Below are 20,035 nucleotides of genomic sequence, written 5' to 3' on the forward strand. Positions count from 1 at the left end.
GGGCTGTCGGCGAATATGGTCTGATCCGCTCATGGCGATGACGGCTGACCAGCTTCCCGACGATCCGGACGCGCTGAAGGCGATGGTCCTGGCGCGCGACGTCGAGAATGCCCGTCTGATTCAGATCATCAAGGAATTGCAGCGTCACCGCTTCGGCCGGCGTGCCGAGACGCTCCCCGAGGATCAATTGCTGCTGGGGCTCGAAGAGGCCGAGCAGATCGAGGCCGCCGACGAGGAAGAGAACGAACAAGCATCTCCCGCAGAGCGCCTGGAGCGCGCCAGGAAGCGCCGGACGAACCGCGGCGCGTTGCCATCCCATCTGCCGCGGGTGGAAATGATCGTCGACATCGAGGACCATGCCTGCCCATGCTGCCGCAATGGCTTGCATCGGATCGGCGAGGACGTGAGCGAGCGGCTCGACATCGTTCCGGCGCAGCTGCGTGTAATCGTCGTGCGGCGGCCCAAATATGCCTGCCGCGCCTGCGAGGACGTCGTGGTTCAGGCTCCCGCGCCGGCCCGGCTGATCGAGGGTGGTCTTCCGACCGAGGCAACGGTCGCCCAGGTGCTGGTCTCAAAATATGCCGATCACCTTCCGCTCTATCGTCAGGCGCAGATCTACGCCCGGCAGGGTATCAATCTCGATCGCTCTACGCTCGCCGACTGGGTCGGCCGCGCCGCCTGGCACCTGCGTCCGGTGCATGAGCGGCTGCTTGGCAAGCTGAAGTCCTCGCCAAAACTCTTCGCCGACGAGACGACCGCGCCGGTGCTCAATCCCGGCCGCGGCAAGACTAAGACAGGTCAACTCTGGGCCTATGCCCGCGATGACCGACCATGGGAGGGGAGCGACCCGCCGGGCGTCGCCTATGTCTATGCGCCGGACCGAAAGGCCGAGCGTCCGATCGCTCATCTCGCAGGCTTCACCGGAATCTTGCAGGTCGACGGCTATGGCGGCTATCGCGTGCTGGCCGACAAAAGCGGCGTCACGCTCGCCTTCTGCTGGGCGCATGTCCGTCGGCGCTTTTATGAACTGGCAGCAGCCGGTCCCGCGCCGATCGCCAGCGAGGCGCTGAGACGGATCGCCGAACTCTACAAGATCGAGGATGACATCCGTGGCCGATCGGCCAACGAGCGCCGCGCGATGCGTCAGGACAAAAGCCGCGCCATCGTCGCCGATCTCGAACCCTGGCTGCGTGAGAAGCTCGGCCTGATCAGTCAGAAGACCAAGCTCGCAGAGGCAATCCGCTACACGCTCTCACGCTGGGAAGGCCTCTCGCGCTTCCTTGACGACGGCCGCATCGAGATCGACAGCAACACCGTCGAACGCTCGATCCGTCCGATCGCGCTCAACCGCAAGAACGCGCTCTTCGCAGGCTCTGACGGCGGCGCCGAACACTGGGCAGTCATCGCCTCGCTGATCGAAACCTGCAAGCTCAATGGTGTCGAACCGCTCGGCTATCTCGCCGATGTCCTCACCAGGATCGTCAACGGCCACCCCAACAGCCAGATCGACGATCTCCTGCCTTGGGTCTACATCAACAAGCTCGAGCTCAAGGCCGTGGCCTGAGAACACCGCTTACTGTTTAACCTTGATCGCAACCAATCATTCTTCGATGCCCCGGTGAAGAATCAGTGTTCCAGGGATTACTTCTACGGGCAGGACCCAAGGCTCGAAACCGCAATCCAGACCGTCGAGGGACACTATGGCGACTGCGTTTCGTCGTTGCTCAAGCCACGTGCGGTCATCAAGGATCTTCATGCCACAATCCTCAGGCGTTTCGCCTACCTGCAGCATGTCCGCACAGAAGCCGCCGCGCGTCGATCCGCGGAGTTTGCTTTCGCTGCCACGTCAGTCAAAGGTGCGGACTTCGAACAACCGTCTTTCAAGGAGGCCGTCAAAAGTGCGGTGATCTCGGCGATGCATCACTACGCCAAAACGATGAGCGTCGTAGACGATCTAAAGGTGCGGGTTGTTCGCAACCTTACCTCGGTGCCGTTTCTCACATCAGATGACCCTGCTGCTCTCGCCAACCGCTGGCATCAACAGCACAGGCATGCGCAGCACAGATCTTTTGGAATCTCCAGCGCAGGTGCGCTTCTCTTCCTGCCGCTTTCGCCAACGCTGTTGGCTGTTCTCCTGGATGGCGACGTCTATCAAGCCGAGCACGTCGGTGGCTGGATCGATGTGTCAAATACGGCGGACATTCTTGCGTGCAACCACCAGCAGGTACTGAACTGCGCGGCAAATCTGTACTTTGGCGAGCGTAGCTCTGGGGATGATGTGCAAGCTATAGCGATCTCAGTTGCGCATCTGCGACCCCCGAGTCGGTTTGACGTGGTTATGGCGGTAGCCGACGGCAGAACCGAAACTCATACTCACTACGCAGTCGTAGATGCCCCCGACGCTCGGGAGCATGACGACGTGCTTATCCACGTGAGAACTGTCAGGCCGGTTCCGCCAACGTGGCCCTCGTTCCTGAAGTTTCGAAACAATCGTTTCGTCTTCACCAACGATACGGGCGCAGGCTTCCGCCGTCGGAGGACTGCGACGTCAAGTCTTTGGGGTAGTCCGCCTTGGCGGAAGGTTCGAGGCTAAGGAGACCAATGCTATTCTGGCGCTTCGCCATCATTCTCACCTGGCGGCGTTTTCGGGTTGTTCGGTTTCATCGAAGACCAAGAAGAGGGTGTCGTCATCCTCGTTCATGGCCCTTTCCGCCAATCCTTTTGCCAATCGCAAAGGCAACGCGTTGGCCGATGGCGGGATGCTGGTCCCGAGTGGGTCATAGAACGGAGGTACGGCGTCGGCTTTGACTTTACAGCTTAGCGTGTGAAGCACGAAGAGCAGCCGCTATCGTTTGCGGGAGTGGCGTCCCATGCGAACTGGGACAGATTGGTTAGGTTAGTCTCCTACGGGCTAAGCCCACCCGACGTCGTCCTTTCTGGAAAGTCTCAAAAACAGATCGAACCAGAATCGATATTCGGCATCTTCACGATTGCCAGACACTTCCAAGGGACACTAGGCGACCGACGTGGTAGCGTCCTTGCCGTGCCTTCGATCTCGGCTTCCATCGCCTCGTCGTCGGATAGGAGTGCCCAATCTTTAACAATGTCATACTGGCTTCGCACATCGATGCCCTCCGTCTTGCCGAGAAGCAGCCTTAGGTACCCCGACGCCTCCCGACCTTCAACACAATGACAATGGCCATCACCAGCCCCGACGCGGCCAAGACGCCGTAAAACCCTTCGGCCGTTATTGCAAAGCCCCAGAAGTCGATTGTGATCTTGTCCATTGGTTCGGTTGCCTTCACCAGATTCCAGGTTCAAACGACAGACTGAACCGTCTGCGCTCGTGTTGCGTTTTACGGCGCAAGCATGAGGCACCCTTGCAGGCGTCAATTGCAAAAGCGCCATCTTAGAAAATTATACCTACAAAATGCGTCGTTTCAGTCCCGGCTGGGGCCGAAATCTGTCCTTCGCGAACCGGTCGCGCGCTGCCTTGGCGTCAATTGCCGTTATTGGGCAGTTTTTGTAGCCTCAACCCCATTTTTTCAGCTCGGCAAGGAAGCGATCCTGCTCCTCCAAGGCTTTCAGCATCGTTCCATGACAGTGGAATCCGTCATGCGCCGCAATTCTCGCTGAATGGACGATTCGTGAAGACCCAGCGCCGTCCTCAGCGCCAGTGAGTCTAAAACACCATGTACCTCTTTCCTGAGGGGCGTATCGAGGTATCCAGCCGCGGCCTTTTGGAGAGCAGATGCTTCCGAAAAATTGTACATACTCGCCGTCTCTTTGGCTTTCCGCATAAGGTACTCGCTAGCCGAGTCGGAGATCGATGACGTCGTGCGCGAGGGCGCTCTCGCCGTCCTTGCAGCTCTCGTTGCCGCCGCTTCGTTCATGAATTTCTGTCTGTTCAGCTTCCAGCGCCCCTGCCATCGACGGATCAAGGTAACGTCTGTCTCCCTCCGCGAGCTGGACATATCATTGAGGACCCGCCTCATGGCTGAAGTCGCCTTCATGGAAGGATTATCCAGCAAGATACTTGCGACCTTGGCAAGGGCCTGATCGTTGTTCTTGACGCCGCTGCCAATTGGGCGGCCGACGCGGCGCTTCTGAATCTCTTCCATTGCTTTGCCTCCAGTTGGTGTCGGTCTGCCCCGTGCGCTCTTTGATATTGTAGCAACGGATGGATTCTCAAGCGATTTAAATAGCTCCGATCAGTTTAAAAGCGCGGAAAATTCCCGCTCGTGAATCCAAAAGCGCGGAAAATTCAGCGACACGTAATTTTCCGCGCTTTTACGGCTTACGGAGAGGCTGAGCGCGAAAAATTCCAGCCGGTGCGGCGTTTGGCAATCGGCGTTTTCATCCGAAAACGGCCCCGCATTATTCCTCTAAAGCTTAGAACTGCCGGCCATAGCGCGGGCGAGCGGCACTGCTGAGGTAAGCAACTCAGCTCCCACCTTGCAGGACCTGGATGACGGACTGCCCGCAGGTGCTGCCCCATCTGCTTTGGACCGCATCTGCGAAATTCTCACGTATCCTGCCTGTGCGCATGTAAGCATAGGGTAGCGCCTGGGCTCGATTGGCCACCACACTAAGAACCACCGTCGGCATGGCGACCGCAGGCTGATGTCCCAAACGCCACTCCAAAAGGATCATCCTCTCATGGATCCCAATGCCATCATTGCGTCCCTGCCAGTCGCCGGGGCTGATCGATCTGTGCTCATCGAAGTCGCTAATGCCGCGTTCGAGCCCGTCATTGAGCGGATTGAACCGAATATTAGGAACGACCCGAAGCCTTTGGGATGCTGATAACTACATCGACAATAGCCTTCTCGGCGTCTCTCCCACAAGTCCGTGGGAAACGGCTCAGGAATTCTTTGCGGCTCTCGCACGCAAGGAAACCTTGTTCACCCATACTTGGCAGCTGGTCGGCAGAGAAGCTCCCCTTGCTGAAGCCTTGGAAGCACACAAGAATCCGGACGTTGGCGTGACGCTGGTAACGGGGTCTGGCGGCGGCGGCAAATCTCGAGCTCCAAGCCATTCTGGACCAAATCGCCGCCGATCAGTCTGCGACTAGGATCAGGCTTGTCTCACCGACAATGGAGATCACCAAGGTGTCTCTAGAAGAGCTTGGTTCCGGTGACCTGCTCCTCGTCGTCGATGATGCTCATGACAGCGACAAGTCTCCAGCCATTGTTCAATTACGCCGCGGCCAACGTGGGTCGTGTAAAATTGCTCATTGTCTTCCGACGATATGGAGTTGAGCATATCCGGGCCCAGGCAAGCAGCTATTCCTTTTCTGGAGACCGTCTGAGCGTCATCGACGTACCGCCTCTTTCCAAGGAGGAGTCGGAGTCGCTTGCCCGCCAGGTGCTTGAACACCTAGGTGGACCTATGGAGCTTGCGGCCAGCATTGCTCATCTCACCCAAGATTGCTCGCTCGCCACAGTGGTCGGGGGCTCAGACCTGCATGAAGCCCCATCTTGTGCAGCGTCCTTTGCTTAGGCGCGGAACCATACGGAGCGATACGGGAAGATTTCTGATTTTGGCCCACGAGAAAGCCAATGAAATCAACGGTCCCGGCACATCCTCCGGGCCCACCATTATCGTTATTTATCAATGCTTTATAAGGTGGTTCGCCACGAGGTTCGCCAATAGGTTCGCCAAGCATCGGCTTGCGCGTCACGAGGCGTACGACTCGATCCATCCCCTGTACCGCCAGCCGAACCTGCGATGCCTCGCGTGAATAGAGCTCGGCATGGTCGATGTCGTCGTGTCCCAGCACGTCCATGAGCTGTCTGGTGGAGGCCTCTGCCTCCGCCAGATAAACACCGAGCGACTTCCGCAAACCATGCAGGGTCAGCCCCTTCGGCAGACCAGCAAGCTTGCACCAATGCGTCATCATTCCAGTCAGCGACTTGGCGGAGAACGGCTCACCGTAGCCGTTGACCAGGACGGTCTCGCCGCGCCGGTCGGCCGCATCCAGGATCTCGGACAGCATCGGCGTGATAGGCACAAAAAGCCGTTTGCCACCCGTGCGTCCCTTGTTCTTGGCTTGAACGATATCAAATCCGTCGAAGTGACGCTCGACACCGTCGATGAAGACTCGGCGGGTGACCCTCTGATCCCAGCGCAGGCCCGCGACGTCGCCGCGGCGATTGCCGAGCCAAAGCGCCAAGCCGTAACAGGTGCGTGCCGCCGTGCCGAGCTGCCAACGGTTTTCGAATTGCGCCATCGCTTCCCGCGACCAGGCTTTCCAACCGGCATAGGCGGGCCGCCACTCGACCGCTGCTGTGGGATCGATTTCGATCCAGTCTTGCCGCAGCGCGACATAGACCAGCTTGCGTATGCCCACCAAAAGGTGCTTGGCCTTATGTGGGGTGGCGATGAAGCGGCCAAGAAGCTCTTCAATATGGATACGTCGAAGGTTTTTTACCGCTACATCCCGCCAGATGAGCGGGTGATCTGCGACCACCCGGAGTCAGCCGCATGCGCGTCATAGGTGTTCTCAGATCATGGCCCGCCGCAGCGACGAGGTGCATACGACTTTCCATGGCTGATTTAAGCCGGCTCGAAAGCTGGTTCAGTGCACGTGCGGTGGCGCGCACCTCGCCGGAGCCTTCTTCGGGCAGAGGTGCGAGGATGCCGTCCGGCCCAATGCGTGCTGCCGCAGCTTCCAGCATCACCAGGGGCCTAGTCAGCACTGTCGCGGTGTAGAACGAAACGGCCGCGGCACCCAGCACGATCAACGTGATCCAGCCGGCAAGGACCAGCCAACGGTCTTCCGGCGGCGAGAAGTCCGGAATATCGACTGTCATCCAGCGGCCGTCCGGCAATTGCACCGGGGCGACCATGCCTGGCTTGCCCGCGACCCGCACGACAGCAGCGGGAAGCGGCGCGCCGCTGTTTTCGAGCGCTCTCTCGAGAACATATGTGGCGCGTTCGTCGTCTTCCCCCTTTGCCGGCCGATTTGAGAGGTCACGCTTGATGTCATCTGACTGCGGAGCGCGGCCTGGAAACGATTGCGCCAGAAGCCTAATCTGGCGCGCGACCGGTTCTATCGTCGTTTCGAGGTTGGGTGCCCGCATCGCACTGACGGCCGCAAGCGTCGCAAGCGCCACAACGCCCACGATCGCAGCCACGAGAAGCAGCGCAATCCGCGCCCGGAGCGAGGTCATGGCCGGGCATCCAGCGTCTCGACGCGGACGGCCAATTGATAACCGCCATTGCGTACCGTCTTGAAAAAAGGCGCTGCGGCGTCTTCGCCGAGCTTGCGCCTGAGCCGGCTCATCAGCACGTCGACGGAACGGTCGAGCGGCTCGCGCTCGCGCCCCTGCGTCAGATCAAGAAGCTGGTCGCGGGACAAGACGCGGCCCGGCCTTTCGACGAAAACTTGAAGGAGGTCAAACTCGGCACCGGTCAGATCGACGACCGCGTCTGCAGCATTTGTCACCTTGCGAGTGTCCGGTTCCAGCCGATAGCCGGCGAAGTGGTAGATGCGAACACGAGGCGGGGCAGCTTCCTCCGGCGCCGAGCGCCTCAGCACTGCCCGGATGCGGGCGGCGAGTTCGCGTGGATTGAACGGCTTGCCAAGATAGTCGTCGGCGCCGAGCTCCAAGCCGATAATGCGGTCGACATCCTCCTTCAGCGCTGTGAGCAGGATGACCGGAACATGCGGTTTGCTGTCTCGCAAGGCGCGGCAGATATCGAGCCCTGAACCGTCCGGAAGCATGACGTCGAGGATGATCAGGTCGAACTGGTCGGCGGCAATTTCCTGCTCGCATTCCCGTCGATCCGCCGCCATTGAAACACGGAAACCCTGTTCGTCGAGATAACGTCTGAGAAGTATCCTGATTTCACGATCGTCGTCGACGACAAGGATATGGGGTTGTGTCTGCATCGCTTACCCTGCCGTTACTTGCGTCACGCGGATTATAGGAAGAGCCACAGCTAACGGGGATAAAAATTGCAATCGAATGTTTCCAATCGGCCTTTAGAAACATTGGGAAACAATTTTCCGTTTTCTGGAAATCTTCTGCAACATTCGGAAGCAAAGCGGCAAAGGATGCCTCCTATCCTAATACCACCCGAAGCACGCAGGAAAGGATCATGTCATGCGCAGCAAACTCTTGGCGCTCGGCCTGTTTTCGGTCGCGGCCATCCATCCCGTGCTGGCCGCTCAGCCCGATCCCGGCGCCGCACCGGGCGGCGAGCCGCCGGCCATCAATCAGAAGGACGACACGGGCCCGGGGCCGATGCCCTGGCCTCGGCCGCCTGGGCCGATGCGGCACGGGCCGCAAGGGCCGGAAGGCTTCGGCTTCCGCAGCATGGGACCGCCGCCGCCGGAAATGCTTGCCGCCCGGCTTTCGGCGCTCGAGACCCGCATCGGCATCCGGTCTGAGCAGCTCGATGCCTGGCGCGACTATACCAGCGCGCTGCAGGCGGTGTTGGCGCCTCCGCAGTTCGACCGTGGCCCCGGCGCTCCCGGCGGCCCCGAGGCAGGCGGGCCGGGCTCCCCCGGCGGCCCCGGCCAGGCGCAACGCGATCCCTTCGCCTTCCAGGAGCGCCTGGCCGACGAGGTCACAAAACGCGCGGCTTCGGCCGCCAAGCTGAAGGATGCGATCGCCGTGCTGCGCACCAAGCTGACGCCCGAACAGCTCGAAATCCTCGCTTCGGCGGATCGGCCGCACGGCCCGCCCCCCGGTCCATGGGGTGATCCGCCGGATGCAGCCGGCCCCGGAGGTCTGCCTGGTCGCGGCGGACAGCTGCCTCCACCGCTACCCCGGAGAGGCGAGCAACTCTGACCGGCTGCGCCGGCCGGCCCCCTGACCCACCCGTTCAAGGGCCGGCCGGTATTTTTTGCGAAGCATGGAACGCATTTATGATCTGGGAAGCCCTGATGATGCTGCGGCTGCTTGCCTCCCTGGGCTCGCCCCTGACGATCCGTCCCGGCGCTAATGCCAGCCAGCGGATCCTGTCGAACCAGGCGCTGACGGGAGCGATTCGGCTGAGCTTCGCCGCTTATCGCCTGTCACTCCTAATCGCCTCGCCCAACGTCAAAAACGATGACCGTAAAATTGCGTAAACGATATCTTCTTCTGCTGGCTTTGCTTGTCGTGGTGGCCGCTGTCGCCGCGCTCAAAGCCTATGGCCGCGCCTCGCCCGAACCGGTGGCGCAGACGCCCGTATCGGCGGCGACACTCGCGGTTTCGGTGGAGAAGGTGGTCCCCCAGACGGTGACATCCTCGGTCAGCGCGACCGGCACGGTGGCTGCTTGGCAGGAAGCGACAATCGGCGCGGAAGAGAGCGGCCTGCGCCTGACCGAGGTTCTGGTGGCCGAGGGCGATCATGTGAAAGCCGGCGATGTCGTCGCGCGGTTGGACGACTTGCTCCTCAAGGCGCAGCTCGCCGAGCAGAAGGCAGCCGTCGAGCAAGCTCAGGCCACGCTCGACTCGGCGCTGTCGGCCGCCGCGCGAGCCAACAAGCTGCTCGCCAGCAACGCCGTCAGCGCTGAAACCGCCGAGGACAAGGCGACCGCCGTCAAGACCGGCAAGGCCGGCGTCGATCAGGCCCAAGCCGCGGCCGAGCGGCTACAGGCCCAACTCGACAGGACGATCATCCGCGCGCCATTCGACGGCATCGTCTCCAGTAAGCCGGCCGTGACGGGTTCCATCGTCCAGGCCGGCACCGAGCTGATGAAGATCGTCCGCGAAGGCAGGCTGGAGGTCGGCGTGCTTGTCCCTGAAAAGGATCTCGCGGCAATCTCGGCCGGTCAGCCGGCGAACATCGTCGATGCATCCGGCCGCGCCTTTTCCGGCAGCGTTTCCCAGATAGCCGAGACGGTCAACTCGACCACCCGGCTCGGCACCGTCTATGTCGCCGTCAGCGACGGCTCGGGCCTTAAGCCCGGCATGTTCGCCCGCGTCACGATCGAGACGGCTGCGTCCCGGCAACTGACTGTCGCGGAGACGGCGTTGGTCTGGCATGGCGGCAAGCCGGCCGTGTTCGTCGTCGACGATCAAGGCAAGGTCAGCGCGCATCCCGTTGCAACCGGCACGCGCCAGAACGGCCGCGTCGCCATCGAAAGCGGCTTGTCGGAAAGCGTTTCCGTCGTTGTCGCCGGCGCCGGCTTCCTCAACGACGGCAACCTCGTGCGTGTCGCCGCCGACGAGACGAAGGCGGCCGATGCCGCGAGCACGGCGGAGCCGGCGCAATGAACGCCATCTCCTCCTGGTCGATCCGCAATCCGGTTCCGACCATCGTGCTGTTCCTGTCGCTCAGCGTTGCCGGCGTCTACGGCTTCATGCAACTGCGCACCAACAATATGCCCGACATCGACTCGCCGACCGTCACCGTCACGGTAGCGGAGCCGGGCGCGGCACCGAGCGAAATGGAAGTCCAGGTGGCGCGCGTCATTGAGAACGCTGTCGCGACCCTCGAAGGCGTCGACGACGTCTCGACCTCGATCAGCGAGGGCTCGTCCGTCACCACCGTCGAATTCACCCTCGGCACGGATCCCGAGACCGCCACCAACGATGTCCGCAACGCCGTCTCGGGCGTGCAGTCCAGCCTGCCGGCCGCGGCCCAGACGCCGGTCGTGGCGAAGGTCAACGCAACCGGCAATTCGGTGCTGACCTTCGTCGTCGAGGCGCCGACCATGTCGCCCGACGCTCTGAGCTGGTATATCGACAACGACGTCGCCAAGGTCCTGCTCGGCGTCGACGGCGTCTCCAAGATCACCCGTTCCGGCGGCGTCGACCGCGTCATCCGCGTCGAGCTCGACCCCGACCGGCTCGCCGCTCTCGGCATCAGCGCCGGCGATGTCAGCCAGTCGCTGGCCTCCAACAACGTCAACCAGCCCGGCGGCCGCGCCAATATCGGCGGCCAGGAGCAGTCGGTGCGCACGCTGGCCAGCGCCGCGACCGTCGAAGCGCTGGCCGACACCCGCATCGCGCTGAGCGGTGCCGGGGATGTCAAGCTTTCCGACCTCGGCACCGTCGTCGACAGCTGGGAGAAGCCGCGCCAGTCGGCCTATCTCGACGGCAGGCAGGTCGTCGCCTTCAATGTCTACAGGTCGGTCGGCTCGAGCGAGATCGACGTGGTCAAGGCCGTTCGCGACGCGATCGCCGACATGGGCGCCAAGACCACGACGGCAAAGTTCACCGAAGTCACCTCCTCGTCCGGCTTCGTCCAGGAAAGCTACGACGCCGCCTTCGAAGCCTTGTGGCTCGGGGCCCTGCTCGCCATCGGCGTGGTCTGGCTGTTCCTGCGCGATATCAGGGCGACGCTGGTGTCGGCGGTGGCGATGCCGCTGTCCCTGATCCCGACCTTCGCGGTGATGGCGGCCTTCAACATCTCGCTCAACAACATCACGCTGCTGGCGCTGTCGCTGGTCGTCGGCGTCCTTGTCGACGATGCTATCGTCGAGATCGAAAACATCGTGCGCCATATGCGCCAGACTGGCATGAGCGCCTACCAGGCGGCAATCGAAGCGGCCGACGAGATCGGCCTCGCCGTGGTGGCGACCACCGCCACAATCGTCGCCGTGTTCCTCCCCGTGGCCTTCATGCCCGGCATTCCCGGCAAATTCTTCTTCTCCTTCGCCGTCGCCGTCTGCGTCTCGGTGCTGTTCTCGCTCTTGGTGGCGCGCATGCTCACCCCGCTGATGGGGGCCTATCTGGTGCGCGCTGGCGGTCATGACGAGAACGACACGCCTGCCTGGGTGCCGACCTATCTTTGGCTGCTGCGCAAGGCGCTCGATTACCGCTGGATCACGCTTGTTGCCGGCATCGCCTTCTTCGCCGGCTCGATGATGCTGGCGACGCATCTCCCGACCGAATTCATGGCAGCGACAGATCGCGGCCGCTCGATGATCTCGGTCGAGCTGCAGCCCGGCTCGACCATCGAGCAGACCACGGCGGTGGTGCAGGAGATCACCAAACGACTGGAGAAGGAGCCGGCCGTCGACAGCTTGTTTGCCACGATCGGCACGGCCGCCTCGTCGGGTGGCGGACCCAACCAAAGCTCAAGCTCGGCCGAAGTGCGGACCGCGACCGTCACGGTCAACCTCAAACCGCGCGCCGAGCGGACGATGAGCCAGCAGCAGTTCGAGGCCGAGGCTTCGCCGAAGCTCAACGACATCCCAGGCGCCCGCCTCCAGTTCGGCGCCGACGGCTTCGCCGGCGCCAAGGTGTCGATCACGCTGGTCGGCGACGATGGCGCGGCCCTCGAGAGGGCGAGTGATGCGCTGATTGGCGGGATGAAATCGGTTCCCGGGCTGATCAATCCGACGTCGACCGCGGCCACCACCAAGCCTGAGCTGATCGTGCGGCCCGACAGCGCCAAGGCGGCCGAGCTCGGCGTCACGCCGACCGAGATCGCCGCGACGGTCAAGATCGCCACCATCGGCGACACCGACACCAGCCTGGCGAAATTCAATCTCGGCGACCGTCAGGTCTCGATCATCGTCACCTTGCCCGACGGCGCCATCGACGACCCGGCGAAGCTTGGCATCCTGCCCCTGACCGGCAGCAAGGGCACGGTACCGCTCGGCGCCGTCGCCGATATCGGCTTCAATGCCGGGCCGAACAGCATCACGCGTGTCGACCGCAGCCGCAGCGCCACGGTCGAGGCGGATCTTTCCGGCCTGACGCTCGGCCAGGCGACGACCGCCATTCGCGCGCTGCCGGTCATGAAGAGCCTGCCGCAGGGCGTGCATGAGCTGGCGCGCGGCGATGCCCAGCGCATGCAGGAACTGTTTTCTGGTTTCGCCACCGCAATCGCCGCCGGCATCATCCTGATGTACCTGACGTTGGTGCTGCTCTTCCGCAGCTTTATGCAGCCGGTGACCATCCTGGTCGCCTTGCCGCTGTCGGTCAGCGGCGCGCTTGGTTTCCTGCTCATTACCGGCAAGGCGCTCGGCATCTCACCGTTGATCGGCATACTGATGCTGATGGGCATCGCGGCCAAGAACTCGATCCTGCTCGTCGAATATGCTCTGGTCGCCGAGAAGGAACGCGGCATGAGCCGCTTCGAGGCACTGCTCGACGCTGCCCGCAAGCGAGCCCGGCCCATCGTCATGACATCGATCGCGATGGGCGCCGGCATGCTGCCGATCGCGCTCGGCATCGGCGCCGACGCGGAGACGCGGTCGCCGATGGCGATCGCCGTCATCGGCGGGCTCATCTCCTCGACTGTGCTCAGCCTCGTCTACGTACCGGTCGTTTATACCTTCATGGACGACATCCAGCGGTTCCTTGCCCGGCATCTCGGCAAGCTGTTGGTCGAAAGACCTGATGCTGAAACCTCGACTGAAACAGCAACCTCAGGGAAAAATCATCCGGACAATGCCTATTCAACCTAGTCGATATGCGCCTGGCGCACGTTTATCCCTTGTGCCCCCGACGGGGCTGTTCTGCGCCGTCATGGTTCTGGCAGGCTGTACTCAGCAAAGCGCGACCAGCGCGCCTCCCGGCGGGGCACCGGCCCGGCCGCAGGTCGGAGTCGTCACAGTGCATCCGCAATCGGTCGCGATCACCGCTGAGTTGCCGGGACGCACGGTCGCCTCCCTCGTTGCGGAGGTGCGCCCCCAGGTCGGCGGCATCATCCAGTCGCGCCTGTTCAAGGAGGGCAGCGAGGTTGCCAAGGGTGATGAGCTGTACCAGATCGATCCGGCGAGCTACCAGGCCTCCTATGACAGCGCGATCGCCACCGAGCAGAAAGCCGAAGCAGCGGTGCCGAGCGCGCAGGCGAAGTTCGACCGCTATGCCGGATTGATCAGTCAGAATGCGGTGAGCAAGCAGGATTATGATGACGCCGCCGCCTCGCTGGCGCAGGCCAAGGCCGAAGTTGCGTCAGCCAAAGCAAGCGTCGAGACTGCGCGCATCAATTTGGCCTACACGAAGATCATCGCGCCCATCGCCGGACGCGTCGACAAGTCCTCGCTGACGCCTGGAGCCCTTGTGACGGCAAACCAGACAGATGCCCTCACCACCATACGCACGCTTGATCCGATCAACATCGACGTCACGGAATCGAGCACCAACCTGCTCAACCTGCGCCAGGCAATCGCCGAGGGGCGGCTGAAGTTCAACGGCGAAGGTGTCAGCGTGAAGCTGAAGCTCGAGAACGGCACCATCTATTCGCAGACCGGCAAGATGGAATTCGCCGAGGCCAATGTCAGCGAGACCACTGGCACGTTCGCGCTGAGGGCCCAGTTCCCCAATCCCGACCGACTGCTGCTGCCAGGCATGTATGTGCGCGCAATCGTCGAGGCTGCGGTGGCACCGAACAGCTATCTGGTGCCGCAGCGCGGCGTCACCCGCAATACCAAGGGCGAGCCAACTGCCATGGTCGTTAATGCCGACGGCAAAGTTGAACAACGCATTCTCAGTGTGCGCAACAGCGTCGGCAACGACTGGCTGGTGGATCAGGGTATCAGTGACGGCGAGCGTATCATCGTCGAAGGCACGCAACTCGTGAAGGCCGGAGCGGAGGCGACGCCGGTCGAAGTGACGATCGATCCGACGACCGGCGAGGTCAAGGAGCATCAGTCCTCGGCCGCGCCCGCTCCCGTGCAAGCAGCCGATAGCGGACAGAAACCGGCGCAAGGCGCCTCAAGCAGCAACTGAGGCAAATCATGTCCGGCTTCTTCATTAACCGGCCGATCTTTGCCTGGGTGATCGCCATCGTGATCATGCTGGGCGGCCTGCTGGCGCTCCGATCGCTGCCGATCTCGCAATACCCGCAGATCGCGCCGACCACCGTCAACATCAGCGCCACCTACCCTGGCGCCGACGCCCAGACCGTCGAGAACTCGGTGACCAAGGTCATCGAACAGGGCATGACCGGCATCGACAATCTCGACTACATGACCGCGACATCGACCTCGACGGGTTCGGCCTCGCTCACGCTGACCTTCACCAGCGGCGCCAACGCGGACACCGCCCAGGTGCAAACCCAGAACAAGCTGCAGCTCGTGCAGTCGCAGCTGCCGCAGGTCGTCCAGAATAATGGAATCACCGTCTCCAAATCCTCGACCGGCTTCCTGATGGTCATCGGCTTCGTCTCCAGCGACGGCAAGATGAACTCGACCGACCTCGCGGACTATGTCGACTCAACCGTCAACGACACGCTGAAGCGCGTCGAAGGCGTCGGCTCGACGCAGCTCTTCGGCTCCGGCTATGCCATGCGCATCTGGCTCGATCCCGACAAGCTCTCCAAATATGCGCTGATGCCGAGCGACGTGTCATCGGCGATCGAGGCGCAGAACACCCAGATTTCGGCAGGACAGCTTGGCGCTTTGCCGGCACTCAAGGGACAGCAGCTCAACGCCACGGTGACGGCCAGGAGCCGGCTGCAAACCGCTGAGCAGTTCCGCAACATCATTCTGAAAAGCAACACCGCCGGCTCGCTGGTCAGGCTGAACGATGTCGCCAAGGTCGAGATCGGCGCCGAAAGCTACACCACTCAAGCCCACTACAACGGCAAGCCGGCCGCGGGCCTCGCCGTCAGCCTGGCGACCGGCGCCAATGCCCTCAACACCGCAGAAGCAGTGCGCGCGACCATCAACCGCCTGAGCTCGACCTTCCCGCAAGGCGTCGAGGTCGTCTACCCGTATGACACTTCACCCTTCGTGCGGCTTTCGATCGAGGAAGTGGTGAAGACGCTCGCCGAAGCGATCGTGCTGGTGTTTTTGGTGATGCTGCTTTTCCTGCAGAACCTGCGCGCTACCATCATTCCGACGATCGCCGTGCCGGTGGTGCTGCTCGGCACATTCGGCGTGCTCTCCTTCTTCGGCTATTCGATCAACACGCTCACCATGTTCGCCATGGTTTTGGCCATCGGCCTGCTCGTCGACGACGCCATCGTCGTGGTCGAGAATGTCGAGCGCGTGATGCAGGAAGAAGGCCTGCCGCCGAAAGAAGCGACGCGCAAATCGATGAACGAGATCACCGGCGCGCTGATCGGCATCGCGACCGTGCTGTCGGCCGTGTTCGTGCCGATGGCCTTCTTCGGCGGCTCCACCGGCATCATCTACCGGCAATTCTCCGTCACCATCGTCTCGGCCATGGTGCTTTCGGTGCTGGTGGCACTTGTTCTGACGCCGGCGCTCTGCGCCACCATCCTGCGCACGCCAAAGGACCATGCGACGCAAAGGGGTCCGTTCGGCTGGTTCAACCGCGTCTTCGACCGCGGCACGATCGCCTATCGCGAAGGCTCGCATGGCATCATCAACCGCTCCTGGCGCTTCCTCGCCGTGTTCCTGGCCATCGTCATCGCCATGGGCTGGATGTTCGCCCGCCTGCCGAGCTCGTTCCTGCCGGACGAGGACCAGGGCATCCTGATCACCAGCGCCTCGCTGCCCTCCGGCGCGACGCAGGATCGAACCGAGCGCGTGCTCGCCCAGGTGACCGACCACTATCTCAGCGAAGAGAAAGACGCGGTCCAAGGCGTGTTCACGGCTTCCGGCTTCAGCTTCGGCGGCGCCGGGCAGAATGTCGGCATTGCCTTCGTGCGGTTGAAGGATTTCGACCAGCGCAAAACGCCGGCTCTGGCAGCATCGGCGGTCGCAGGCCGCGCTATGGGCGCCTTCTCCAGGATCAGGGACGCGCAGGTCTTCGCGCTCGCCCCGCCCGCCATCCAGGGTTTCGGCAACACCAACGGCTTCGATTTCTACCTGCAGGACGTCAACGGCGCCGGCCATAATGCACTGACCCAGACGCGCAACCAGCTTCTGGGTCTCGCCGCAAAGAGCAAGCTGCTCGCCAACACCCGTCCCAACGGCCAGGAGGATCAGCCGCAATTCTCGGTCGATATCGACCAGGAGAAGGCGAGCGCGCTGGGCATCGGCCTTGCCGACATCAACGACACGCTTTCGACTGCCTGGGGCAGCGACTACGTCAACGACTTTATCGATCGCGGCCGCGTCAAGCCGGTCTATCTGCAATCCGCTCCAGAGTTCCGCATGCAGCCGCACGACCTGGAAAGATGGCAGGTCCGTAACTCGAGTAGCGCAATGGTGCCGTTCTCGGCCTTCGCCTCCAGCCACTGGACCTATGGATCGCCCCGCCTCGAACGTTACAACGGTTCGGCCGCAGTCGAGATCCAGGGCGCGGCGGCTACCGGCCAGAGCTCGGGCGCTGCCATGGACGAGATCGACAGGCTGGTCGCGCAACTGCCCGCCGGCTATTCGCATGAATGGACCGGGCTGTCGCATCAGGAAAAGCTTTCCGGCAACCAGGCGATGCCGCTCTACGCGATTTCGGCGCTCGTCGTGTTCCTGTGCCTTGCCGCGCTTTACGAAAGCTGGTCGATCCCCTTCGCGGTGATGCTGTCGGTGCCGATCGGCATCTTCGGTGCGCTCGCGGCGGCCACCCTCTTTGGCCAGACCAACGACGTCTACTTCAAGGTCGGCCTGCTCACCACGATCGGTCTCGCCGCCAAGAACGCCATCCTCATCGTCGAGTTCGCCATCGAGCGGCAGGCAGCCGGAATGGGACTGGTCGAAGCGACGCTGGAAGCGGCGCGGCAACGCCTGCGGCCGATCCTGATGACATCGCTGGCCTTCATCCTCGGCGTCACCCCCTTGGCGATCGCCAGCGGCGCCGGGTCGGGGGCGCAGAACTCGGTCGGCATCGGCGTCATGGGCGGCATGATCGCGGCGACCGTGATCGGCGTCTTTCTGGTGCCGCTGTTGTTCGTCACGGTGCGCCGCATCTTCAAGGGCAAGGCAGCCAACGAGAATTCGGACGGGACCCCAGCTACAGCCACAGCCACTCAAGAATAGAGGTTTCTTTCCATGCCAGGTTTTGAACGCGGTCTCGCGACCGCGAAGGGGCTTCTTTTGCCCGCGTTTGCCGCTGCCCTGCTCTCGGGATGCGTCGTCGGTCCGGATTACCAGAAGCCTCTTCTGGCAATGCCGACGAGCTGGAGCGGGCAGAAGGCGGTGAAATCGGCCAAGCCGGCGCAGCTGTCGCAATGGTGGCAGCGCCTGCGCGATCACGAGTTGAACGCGCTCGTCGAGGAGGCGGTCGCCGGCAATCTCGATGTCGCCACCGCCAAGGCCAAGATCCGCGAGGCGCGGGCAAGCTACCGCCAGTCGGTGGGCAAGTTGCTACCATCCGCCGAGGGTTCGGCCTCAGCCACCCGCAACAAGTCAGCCGCGACCACCTCGGGCTCGAACGCCATCTATAGCGAATATCAGGCCGGCTTCGATGCCAGCTGGGAACTCGACCTCTTCGGCGCCAACCGCCGCAGCATCGAGGCCGCCAGCTACGGCTTGGACGCTTCCGAGGAAAGCCTGCGCTCGACCCTACTGACCTTGGTCGGCGATGTCGCCTCCAACTATATCCAGGCACGCGGCTATCAGACGCGCGTCGCGCTGGCCCGGCGCTCGGCTGCGTCACAAAGGCAGACCGCCGAGCTTACCCGCACGATGGCCCTGGCCGGCACCGCGACGGCGGCAGATGTCGCCAAGGCCATGGGGCAGGCAAGCAGCACGGAAGCGGAGATTCCGACGCTGGAAGCGAGCTACGCCGAGGCCGTGCATCGCCTTTCAGTGCTGACCGGGCGGCCGCCGGCGACACTCACCGAGCGCTTGAGGCGCGTAAAGCCGATCCCGGCGCCGCGCCTGCCGATCCCGACCGGTATTCCGGCCGAAATCCTGCTCACCCGTCCGGACGTGCGCATGGCCGAGCGGCAATATGCGCAATACACCGCGAAGATCGGCCAGGCCGAGGCGGCGCGCTATCCGAGCGTCAGCCTGACCGGCGACATCAGCACCACCGCCCTCAAGCTCGGCGATCTCGGCAAGAACTCCACCATCGGCTGGTCCTTCGGCCCCTCGCTCAGCGTGCCGTTGTTCAATGGCGGCCAGTTGCAGGCGGCTGTCGACGTCGCCCGTGCCCAGCGCGATCAGTATTTCGTCGCCTACAAGGCCGCGGTGCTCACGGCGCTGGAAGACGTGGAGAACGCCACGGTTTCGCTGTCGCAGGAGCGCATCAGAAACGGCAAGCTCGCCTCCTCGGCCAAGTCCTATGGCGATGCCGCGCGGCTAGAAAGAACGCTCTACAAGGCTGGCGAGGCAAGTCTCCTCGATGTGCTGGACGCCGAGCGTTCAGCCTACTCGGCGGAGGATTCGCTGCTGCAGAGCCGGGTGTCGATCGCCACCGACTATGTCGCTCTCAACAAGGCACTCGGCGGCGGCTGGGATGGCGCGATCGACAGCGCCACACCTGAAATCATCGACGTCAAAACCGGCCCGCGGTTGGCATCAGAGCCGCAACGCAATGAATAAGAGAGATTTGCCTCGCGGCGACGTGCTGCAGGTTCCTGGGCAATTTTGGTCATGATCCTCTCATGGTCATCTCTATTTTGAAATCATTCGCGGCAGGCCCGGTTTTCACCTCTCAGGCCAACTATACATCATGCTGCTCTCATGGGTGATATGGGGTGCCGTCTTCTTCTCGGAGCATCCTGCGCCGACATTTTGGGTAAGCCTCGGACTCGTCATGGCGGCATTGGCACTGCTTTCCTGGCAACGGTTAGAGGCATCTCGCAGAAAGAATCCAGGCGAGGCAGAAGCTTCATGACGCCGGGAGTTGATGATGTATGAACTAAGCCGGGCTGCCCTCTTCGAACTTGTATGGTCGAAGCCGATGACCGAGATCGCCCGCGTACTCAACGTGCGCGATCAGCACATTGCCATGACTTGCGATCTCTTCGACATTGCCCGACCGCGCGCCGGCCACTGGCAAAAGGTTAGGTACGGCAAACCTGTCGAAAAGGCCGTCCTCAGCACTGAAGCTTTTCCTGCCGAGGAGATTGTTTGCCTAGGCGTTTGAACAGCAGTCGCGGGCCGATCCCGATGGGCCTGCCCAGTTGCGTCCCTCGATGGCGGCGTGCGCCAAGATGAAAGGCGTCGGCAAAAGTGTGCTCCAAATCTTTCCAACAACGCAATGAACGTTTTTGCTTCGGTTTTGCGGCCTTCGCTACAACTTGTCAGCACTTCGATGAGGAGACTGTCAAGTTTAGCAAT

Annotated in this window: 14 protein-coding genes; 10 read left to right on the plus strand and 4 right to left on the minus strand. The window is 62.4% G+C overall.

Going from position 1 to position 20,035, the window contains the following annotated elements; all coding sequences use genetic code 11:
• Window positions 1-31 precede the first annotated feature (31 nt).
• Together EJ078_RS23575 and EJ078_RS23580 are read left to right on the plus strand one after the other, a co-directional pair.
• On the plus strand, window positions 32-1,564 hold the full coding sequence (locus tag EJ078_RS23575) for an IS66 family transposase (protein WP_024505579.1): 1,533 nt from the start codon (window positions 32-34) through the stop codon (window positions 1,562-1,564).
• 12 nt (window positions 1,565-1,576) lie between these two features.
• Window positions 1,577-2,593 carry a DUF4238 domain-containing protein gene (locus EJ078_RS23580; RefSeq protein WP_208721669.1) on the plus strand — a complete coding sequence of 339 codons (1,017 nt, stop codon included), beginning with the start codon at window positions 1,577-1,579 and terminating at the stop codon, window positions 2,591-2,593.
• 991 nt (window positions 2,594-3,584) lie between these two features.
• Here the strand turns inward: EJ078_RS23580 and EJ078_RS23585 are convergent.
• The 4 genes from EJ078_RS23585 to EJ078_RS23600 form a co-directional block, all read right to left on the minus strand.
• Complete coding sequence (locus EJ078_RS23585; protein ID WP_126043593.1) at window positions 3,585-4,121, minus strand: hypothetical protein; 537 nt, start codon at window positions 4,119-4,121, stop codon at window positions 3,585-3,587.
• A gap of 1,298 nt (window positions 4,122-5,419) precedes the next feature.
• Window positions 5,420-6,472, minus strand: coding sequence for a tyrosine-type recombinase/integrase (locus tag EJ078_RS23590; RefSeq protein WP_245456906.1), 1,053 nt, complete (start codon window positions 6,470-6,472; stop codon window positions 5,420-5,422).
• A complete protein-coding gene (locus EJ078_RS23595; RefSeq protein WP_127214444.1) occupies window positions 6,405-7,175 on the minus strand; it encodes a HAMP domain-containing protein in 771 nt (256 codons plus the stop codon). Before EJ078_RS23595 ends, EJ078_RS23590 begins: the two co-directional genes overlap by 68 nt.
• The gene (locus EJ078_RS23600) at window positions 7,172-7,897 is read right to left on the minus strand and encodes a response regulator (RefSeq protein ID WP_127403964.1); all 726 of its coding nucleotides are present in this window, start codon (window positions 7,895-7,897) and stop codon (window positions 7,172-7,174) included. Before EJ078_RS23600 ends, EJ078_RS23595 begins: the two co-directional genes overlap by 4 nt.
• Window positions 7,898-8,111: 214 nt before the next feature.
• Here EJ078_RS23600 and EJ078_RS23605 point away from each other — a divergent pair, with 214 nt between their 5' ends.
• The 8 genes from EJ078_RS23605 to EJ078_RS23640 all read left to right on the plus strand — a co-directional run bounded on the left by EJ078_RS23605 (window position 8,112) and on the right by EJ078_RS23640 (window position 19,841).
• Window positions 8,112-8,801 (plus strand): hypothetical protein, encoded by a 690-nt coding sequence (locus tag EJ078_RS23605; RefSeq protein ID WP_127214448.1) that lies wholly within the window; start codon window positions 8,112-8,114, stop codon window positions 8,799-8,801.
• A gap of 77 nt (window positions 8,802-8,878) precedes the next feature.
• The gene (locus EJ078_RS23610) at window positions 8,879-9,082 is read left to right on the plus strand and encodes a hypothetical protein (protein WP_245456907.1); all 204 of its coding nucleotides are present in this window, start codon (window positions 8,879-8,881) and stop codon (window positions 9,080-9,082) included.
• The gene (locus EJ078_RS23615; protein WP_164747244.1) at window positions 9,075-10,214 is read left to right on the plus strand and encodes an efflux RND transporter periplasmic adaptor subunit; all 1,140 of its coding nucleotides are present in this window, start codon (window positions 9,075-9,077) and stop codon (window positions 10,212-10,214) included. The genes EJ078_RS23610 and EJ078_RS23615 overlap by 8 nt, the downstream gene beginning before the upstream one ends.
• Window positions 10,211-13,360 carry an efflux RND transporter permease subunit gene (locus EJ078_RS23620; RefSeq protein WP_127847460.1) on the plus strand — a complete coding sequence of 1,050 codons (3,150 nt, stop codon included), beginning with the start codon at window positions 10,211-10,213 and terminating at the stop codon, window positions 13,358-13,360. Before EJ078_RS23615 ends, EJ078_RS23620 begins: the two co-directional genes overlap by 4 nt.
• Window positions 13,344-14,627 carry an efflux RND transporter periplasmic adaptor subunit gene (locus EJ078_RS23625; protein ID WP_208721671.1) on the plus strand — a complete coding sequence of 428 codons (1,284 nt, stop codon included), beginning with the start codon at window positions 13,344-13,346 and terminating at the stop codon, window positions 14,625-14,627. The genes EJ078_RS23620 and EJ078_RS23625 overlap by 17 nt, the downstream gene beginning before the upstream one ends.
• A gap of 8 nt (window positions 14,628-14,635) precedes the next feature.
• On the plus strand, window positions 14,636-17,785 hold the full coding sequence (locus tag EJ078_RS23630) for an efflux RND transporter permease subunit (RefSeq protein ID WP_127847459.1): 3,150 nt from the start codon (window positions 14,636-14,638) through the stop codon (window positions 17,783-17,785).
• 12 nt (window positions 17,786-17,797) lie between these two features.
• On the plus strand, window positions 17,798-19,294 hold the full coding sequence (locus EJ078_RS23635; RefSeq protein WP_127214158.1) for an efflux transporter outer membrane subunit: 1,497 nt from the start codon (window positions 17,798-17,800) through the stop codon (window positions 19,292-19,294).
• A 361-nt stretch (window positions 19,295-19,655) separates the two neighbouring features.
• Window positions 19,656-19,841 (plus strand): hypothetical protein, encoded by a 186-nt coding sequence (locus EJ078_RS23640; RefSeq protein WP_127214156.1) that lies wholly within the window; start codon window positions 19,656-19,658, stop codon window positions 19,839-19,841.
• Window positions 19,842-20,035 lie beyond the last annotated feature (194 nt).

Source organism: Mesorhizobium sp. M1A.F.Ca.IN.022.06.1.1 (genome assembly GCF_003952605.1).
Lineage (GTDB): Bacteria > Pseudomonadota > Alphaproteobacteria > Rhizobiales > Rhizobiaceae > Mesorhizobium.